The sequence below is a fragment of the Verrucomicrobiota bacterium genome (assembly GCA_016871675.1).
Lineage (GTDB): Bacteria > Verrucomicrobiota > Verrucomicrobiia > Limisphaerales > VHCN01 > VHCN01.
In genome coordinates, this window is the sequence record VHCN01000028.1 from 32,818 (window position 1) to 39,231 (window position 6,414).

6 protein-coding genes are annotated in these 6,414 nt (G+C 65.9%); 3 read left to right on the forward strand and 3 right to left on the reverse strand.

The window, feature by feature from the left end:
- Positions 1 to 119 precede the first annotated feature (119 nt).
- Positions 120 to 905 (forward strand): rRNA pseudouridine synthase, encoded by a 786-nt coding sequence (locus FJ386_08080; GenBank protein ID MBM3876659.1) that lies wholly within the window; start codon positions 120 to 122, stop codon positions 903 to 905.
- On the opposite strand, the gene FJ386_08085 is transcribed toward FJ386_08080, so the two are convergent.
- Genes FJ386_08085 through FJ386_08095 form a run of 3 tightly spaced genes read right to left on the reverse strand, consistent with a single transcriptional unit; the run spans position 902 to position 4,035 of the window.
- Positions 902 to 2,374, reverse strand: a complete 1,473-nt coding sequence (locus FJ386_08085) for an MCE family protein (GenBank protein MBM3876660.1) — start codon at positions 2,372 to 2,374, stop codon at positions 902 to 904. The two genes, FJ386_08080 and FJ386_08085, sit on opposite strands and share 4 nt — an antisense overlap.
- Before the next feature lie 13 nt (positions 2,375 to 2,387).
- Positions 2,388 to 3,173 carry an ATP-binding cassette domain-containing protein gene (locus FJ386_08090; GenBank protein MBM3876661.1) on the reverse strand — a complete coding sequence of 262 codons (786 nt, stop codon included), beginning with the start codon at positions 3,171 to 3,173 and terminating at the stop codon, positions 2,388 to 2,390.
- A gap of 1 nt (position 3,174) precedes the next feature.
- The gene (locus FJ386_08095) at positions 3,175 to 4,035 is read right to left on the reverse strand and encodes an ABC transporter permease (GenBank protein ID MBM3876662.1); all 861 of its coding nucleotides are present in this window, start codon (positions 4,033 to 4,035) and stop codon (positions 3,175 to 3,177) included.
- Between the two features lie 147 nt (positions 4,036 to 4,182).
- Between FJ386_08095 and FJ386_08100 the strand changes: the two genes are divergently transcribed.
- Positions 4,183 to 6,183, forward strand: coding sequence for a hypothetical protein (locus FJ386_08100; GenBank protein MBM3876663.1), 2,001 nt, complete (start codon positions 4,183 to 4,185; stop codon positions 6,181 to 6,183).
- A 23-nt stretch (positions 6,184 to 6,206) separates the two neighbouring features.
- A partial coding sequence (locus tag FJ386_08105; protein MBM3876664.1) for a hypothetical protein occupies positions 6,207 to 6,414 on the forward strand: 208 nt, incomplete at its 3' end.

A 6,414-nucleotide genomic window follows, 5' to 3' on the forward strand; every position in this document is an offset into this window, starting at 1 on the left:
TCGGCGGGAAGCGTCCTCGCCGGGTGTAATCTAGCTGGAGTCCAGGCGAAGAGAGAGAGAAATCTTTGGCGTTGAGTCCGGACTTCCCGGCGCCATCGAGATTCGAAACACTTCGCCGAATGAAACCGCGGCCGCGATCACGCGTGCGCCCCCGCCCCCGGAGCGGCGCCGGACTGTGCCGCGCGCTCTCCAAACTCGGCATGTGCTCGCGGACTGAAGCCGTCGCTTTCATCACCGCCGGACGCGTGACCGTGAACGGCGCGACGTGCCTCGACCCCGCGCGCGAAGTGGACGCGCAGCGTGACCGAATCACGGTGGACGGCCAGCCCGCGCGACCACCGGCTCGCGCTTACTTCATGCTCAACAAGCCGCGTGGCCTCGTGACCAGCGCGCGTGATGAGAAAGGCCGCGGGACGATCTTCGACTGCCTCAGGCGTGCGGAAGGTCCCCTGCCCCGCCACATTGCCGCCGTCGGCCGGCTGGACATGGCGAGCGAAGGCCTGCTCCTGCTGACGAACGACACGCATTGGGCGGCGCGCATCACGGACCCTCGATCGCGCGTGCCGAAGACCTACCACGTCCAAGTGGACTGCATCGCCGGTGAAAAGCTTCTGGCGCGAATCACATCCGGCGTGCTGGCCGAAGGCGGGCAACTCGCCGCATCGCAGGCCTCGCTGCTGCGGCACGGACAACGAAACTCCTGGATCGAAATCGTCCTCGACGAAGGCCGCAACCGGCACATCCGCCGGATGCTGGCCGCGCTGGACGTGGGTGTGCTGCGCCTCGTGCGCGTCTCGATCGGCCCGGTCATGCTGGGCGACCTCGCGAAAGGACAAATGCGTGAACTCACGCAAGACGAAGTCCGTTCACTCGGCGGGCCGCCGCCTTGGCGCGACGGAGGCTAATCCTTCCGCGGCGGCAGGCCCGGTTGCAGTCCGGGTTTCGGCGGGGGCGACGACGCCTTCGGCGGCGTGTTCGTCCTGAACGCGGAGCGCAACAGCCAGTGGCGCTTGAGCCCCTGGAGCAGTTCGTCCGTGTGCATGATCGTGTCTGAAATCGACTTCACGATGTTCGTGTTCGCATCCACCTGCCGGTGAAGGTTCGCCGTAATGCCGGCCAGGCTGTCGAGGGACTTGCTGAGTTCGAGCACGATGGCGGCAAGGTTGGTGTCGGCAGTCTTCATGAGGCCGCGCGCATCGCCGAGCGTTGCGTCCACCTTCGCCATCGTGTTCGTGGCGGAACCGGCGATGGTCGTCATGGTGTTGGTCGTCGTGACCGTCAGCGTGCCGAGGCTGTTGGTGACGGACGCGAGGGTCGCGCGCGCCGTGGCGAGTGTGGTTTCGATCTGGCGGTTGAGGTCCTGGGTGATGAGCCACTCGCCGAGAGAGCCCTGCGCGTTGGTGAGATTGCCCGTGATGCGGCCGACGTTCCGCACGGCGGGCTGGGCGTCGGCGAGGAGGTTGGAGGCCTGGTTCACGAGCGGCCGCGCCGTGGTGATGAAGGTGTTCACGTTGGAGAGCATCGTGTGTGACGTGTCGAGGATGCCGGCGATCTGGTTCGTCAACGCGAGCATGACCGGCAGGGCGTCCTTCACGCGCTTCGTCACGTCCTCAATCGCCTCGGCGAGCACGACCGGCTCGCGCGCGAAAATGAAAACCTTGGACTCCGTCTTCCCGCGGCCAGTGACGGGGACGTAGTAGTTGTAGTATCCCGCGTTGAAGAATCGCGCGTCGAACCACGCATATTTCGGGCGGGACTCCGCCCGGGCGTAGCGGTCGAACACGCTGGCCTTGCCTACGCCCGCCGCCTCGAGCGCGGCGAGCGAATTGGTTTCCACGTTGTTCGCAGCCTCGGCAAGTGCCCGCTCGCCGGCGAAGTAGTTCGTGGCGTAGACATACTGGCCGGGTTTGCTGCGAAGCACGTTCAGCGGCACTTCGGTCGCGTTATGAAACACGAACATCGAGAACCCGTTCGTCCCCTTGGTCAACTCGATGTAGCGGCTTCCGAATACTCCCGACGAGCCCACGACCGCGACGGTTCCTTCGGTCCAGACGTAGCCGATGTTCTCGCCGCGCACCGTGAATTCGACGTAGACATTCCAGCCCGCCTCCGGTTTCTCGGGCGCGATGCGGGTGATCTCCCCGACCTCAAAGCCCATCATCTTCACCGTGTCCCCGACCTTGAGCCCCGCGCCGCTCCGCAGGTAAGTGTAGTAGCTGACCTTCGTGTCGAACCACCCTTTGCGCGCGGCCGTGTGATACACGTAGTAGGAAAACCCCGCGAGCAGAAGCAGCGTCGCGAGGCCGACGAAGAAGCCCACCGCGCGCTCCACGCGGCCGAGCCGCGTCCGAAGTTGGGGGGTCAAGTCCTGCATGTCGTGCCTCCATCTACCCCGCTGCCATCAATTCGCGCAAGGCCGGCTCGCGGGTGGCGTCGAGCGTGTCGCGTCCTCCCAGCGCCTGCCAGCGGCCTTCCTTGATCATTGCGAACTGCCCGCCCTCCGACCGCCACGGGCAGAAATCATCCACCGCCACGGCGATCGTCAGCGGTTGGCCGTCGAGGAAAGGATGCCCCGCCGCGAGGACTGCGAGCAACTCGATCCACCATGCCGTCTGCCGCCAGTCCAGTCCGCCGAGTGGATTGTCGAGGAGCAGCACTTCGGGCTTCAAAGCCAGCGCGCGGGCCAGCGCCGCCCGTTGCCGCGATGGTCGCCCGATGCGTGACGGCAGTGCGTCCGCCATATGAGTCAGCCCGAGGAGTTCGAGCACCTCGGCGGAAGCCGTCGCGGCGGCGGCCGCGTCGAGGTTTCGGTGGTATCCGAGCGCGAGTGCGACATTCTCGGAGACCGTCAGGTGATGAAACAACCGGCCGCCATTCTCGAACACCAGCCCCACGCGCAGTCGTTGCCGGACCAACTCGTCCTCATCGAGAACCTCGACGTTCCGGCCAAATAGAAAATAGGCGCCCGCCTCGGGCGGCACCAAACCCGCCATGGTTGCAAGCAGGTCGCTCTTGCCCGACCACGTTCCACCGCCCACGACCCACCACTCGCCGCGCGCGAGTTGCCAGTCCACGCCCTCGACGGCGCGCCCGCCCTCGACGGGCGGCGGCCGCACCGTCACTCCTTTGAGCTCGACGAGCACCTCTCTGAGGATCTGGGTGGTCGCGGCCATTTCACATCACGAGGTAGACGAGGATGAACATCGCGTCGAGCAGCACGCACGCCACGACGCTGTGCAACACCGCGCGCGTCGTCGCGAAGGAGACTTCCTCCAGCCGGAGCGGTTGCGCAAGGCCCTGGTAGCAGCTCACGATGGAGATCACCACGCCGAAGCCGACCGTCTTGAGCGCGAGGAGCGCGAAGTCCTCCCACATCAGCGCGCCCGCGAGCTGCCGGAAGTAATCCGCGGGCAGGATCGGCACGTCCTGGATGAACGCAAACACGTAGCCGCTGATCACCGCCGCGATGATGAGATACATGGTGAGCGAGAAAATCCCCGCCGCCATCCCGATCATCCGCGGGACCACGAGGTAATGCACCGGATCGATGCCGAGCGCCTCGAGCGCCTCGACCTCGCCATGCGCGCGCCGGTTGCCAAGCTCGATCACGGTCGCCGTGCCCACACGCGCCAGCACCAGCAGCGCGGCCGCGAGCGGTCCGAGTTCGCGGACCACCACCGTGACCATCACCTTGCCGAGATACTCCTGTGCGCCGATTTGCTGAAGGAACGCGACGGTCTGCCCGATGATCACAAACCCCAAGGCCGCGCCGATGAACAGCACCACCGGAAGGAGGCGCACGCCCGCACGGCTTATCTCCGACCGGATCATCGGGCGCATCACGTGTGAGGCGACGTTGAACTTCGTCACCGCCACGCCCAGCGTGATGAGCGCAAACGCCCCGAGCCCCTGCGCCGTGAGCAGGAACCGCAGCAGCATCCGCCCCGTGTAGTTGAGATACCCGCGCGGCAGCGGAGCTTCCATGATGGTCTGCACGTTTCGCAGCAACTGTGTTGTCGCCTCCCGCGCTTCCATGCCGCGAGACTAAGTGCCACCCCGGAATCGGGGAAGTGGAAACTGCCCGCGCCTCCAACTCGCGCCGCCAAGCCCCGGCGCACCAAGGACCAACCCAGGGGCTCTTTCCCGAATTGCATCGCGGCCCCGGCTCGCTTACAAGCGGCCATGTCTCTCGCCCGCACCCTTGCCGCCTCGGTCCTTCTCGCACTCGCAGCCTCCGCGCAGTCCCCTTCGCTTCCACCCGGCGTGAACAACTCGCAGAAGCCCGGCGATGCGCCGCCGTCGCCGCAGGAGTCGCTCGCGAAGATCACCCTGCCGCCGGGATTTCGCGCCCAGCTCTTCGCCGCGGAGCCGGACGTGATGCAGCCCATCGCCATTGAGTTCGACGATCGCGGGCGGCTGTGGGTGGCCGAGAACTACGCATACCCGCAATGGAACAAGACCAATGGCGTCAGCAACTCAACGCCCGACCGCATCCTGATTCTCAATGACCGCGACGGGGACGGGCGCTTCGACGAGCGCAAGGTTTTCTTCGACAAAGGCCGCCTCATCACAAGCGTGCTGCCCGGCTTCGGCGGTGTGTGGGTCTTGTCGCTGCCCGAGTTGCTGTTCTTCCCCGACGCGAACGGCGACGACATCCCCGACGGCCCGCCGGTCGTGCACCTGGACGGCTGGACGCCGAATGCGCGGCACAACTTCGTCAACGGCCTCGCGTGGGGTCCCGACGGCTGGCTCTACGGTCGCCACGGCATCACGACAAATTCCTTCGTCGGCAAGCCCGGCGCGCCCGACAGCGAGCGCGTGCTGCTCAACTGCTCCATCTGGCGCTATCACCCGGTGACGAGGAAGTTCGAGGTCGTCTGCCGCGGCACAACGAACCCGTGGGGCCTCGACTGGGACGAAAACGGGCAGGCGTTCTTCTCGAACAACGTCATCGGCCACTTCTGGCACGTGATCCCCGGCGCTTACTACAAGCGCATGTTCGGCGAGCACTTCAACCCGCACCTCTACGAACTGATGGAGAGCTGCTCCGATCACCTGCACTGGTCGGGCGCGAAGTGGCAGGACAGCCGCACCGGCGCCGAGCACGCCTCGCTCGGCGGCGGTCATTCGCATTGCGGGCTGATGATTTATCTCGGCGACAACTTCCCGCGCGAGTGGCGTGGCCGCCCGTTCATCGGGAACATCCACGGCAACCGCACGCTGTTCGACACCATCGAGCGAAAGGGCTCGGGCTATGCCGCGAAGCACGGCGGAAACTTCCTGATGGCAAACGACCCGTGGTTCCGCTCGACCGCGCAATACTACGGGCCCGACGGCGGCGTGTTCGTGACCGATTGGAGCGACCTCGGCGAATGTCACGACCACGACGGCTCGCATCGCAGCAGCGGCCGCATCTACAAAATCACCTACGGCACGCCCAAGCCGGTCAGGAACCTCGACCTCGCGAAGCAGTCCGACGCCGACCTCATCAAGTTGCTCACCCACGCGAACGAGTGGCAGCGCCGTCACGCGCAGCGACTTCTGCAAGAACGCGCCGCTGCCGGCAAACTGGCGAAGGCCACGTCCGCCGCGCTGCTCAAGTCGCTCAACAACGCGGCTTCGCGCCACGACAGGCTCCGCGCACTCTGGGCGTGCTGGGTCACGGGGGCCATCGCGAAGGACGAAGCCGGCAAACTCCTCGCGAGCAAGGACGAGCACGAACGCTGGTGGGCCGTGCGATTGCTGACCGAGGACGAAGCGTCACACTTTTCATCCGCACACCCCTCACCCGCCCTTCGGGCACCCTCTCCCCTCGTCGGACGAGGGGAGAGGGTTGGGGTGAGGGGTGACTCAGAAGCACTAGCTGTGGGCGCGGGATCCCTGACACTTCCTCCGTCGCTGCTCTTGAAATTTACGGCGATGGCCAAGGACGATCCATCTCCATTCGTCCGACTCGGCCTCGCCTCCGCGCTGCAACGCCTCAAGCTCGCCGACCGCTGGCCCATCGCCGAAGCCTTGCTCTCGCACGCCGGGGACGCCACCGACAAGGACCTCCCGCTGCTGACGTGGTATGGCATCGAGCCCGCCGTCGCCGCCGACCCGGCCAAGGCCGCGCTGCTGCTCGCCAAGTGCCAGGTGCCGCAAGTGCGCCAGTTCATAACGCGCCGGCTTGCCGCAAAGTAAGCACACTCCGTCCGATTGAAGCGATGAGATCACCGCGGACTCTATTTACGCTCGCGCTCACGCTTGCCGCATTCCAGTGCAGTGCCGCGCAGACGAATGAATTCATTCACGTCCAACGGGGCGATCTGCCGATCCTCATCACCGCGCCGCACGGCGGCTCGATGGCCATTCCCGGCGTGCCGAAGCGCGTCGGCCCGGAAGCCGAGCGCAAGAACGGCAAGTTCGTGACCT

Coding starts and splice junctions, on each gene's coding strand:
- FJ386_08080 (MBM3876659.1), top strand. CDS start 120: ATGAAACCGCGGCCGCGATCACGCGTGCGCCCCCGCCCCCGGAGCGGC.
- FJ386_08085 (MBM3876660.1), bottom strand. CDS start 2,374: ATGCAGGACTTGACCCCCCAACTTCGGACGCGGCTCGGCCGCGTGGAG.
- FJ386_08090 (MBM3876661.1), bottom strand. CDS start 3,173: ATGGCCGCGACCACCCAGATCCTCAGAGAGGTGCTCGTCGAGCTCAAA.
- FJ386_08095 (MBM3876662.1), bottom strand. CDS start 4,035: ATGGAAGCGCGGGAGGCGACAACACAGTTGCTGCGAAACGTGCAGACC.
- FJ386_08100 (MBM3876663.1), top strand. CDS start 4,183: ATGTCTCTCGCCCGCACCCTTGCCGCCTCGGTCCTTCTCGCACTCGCA.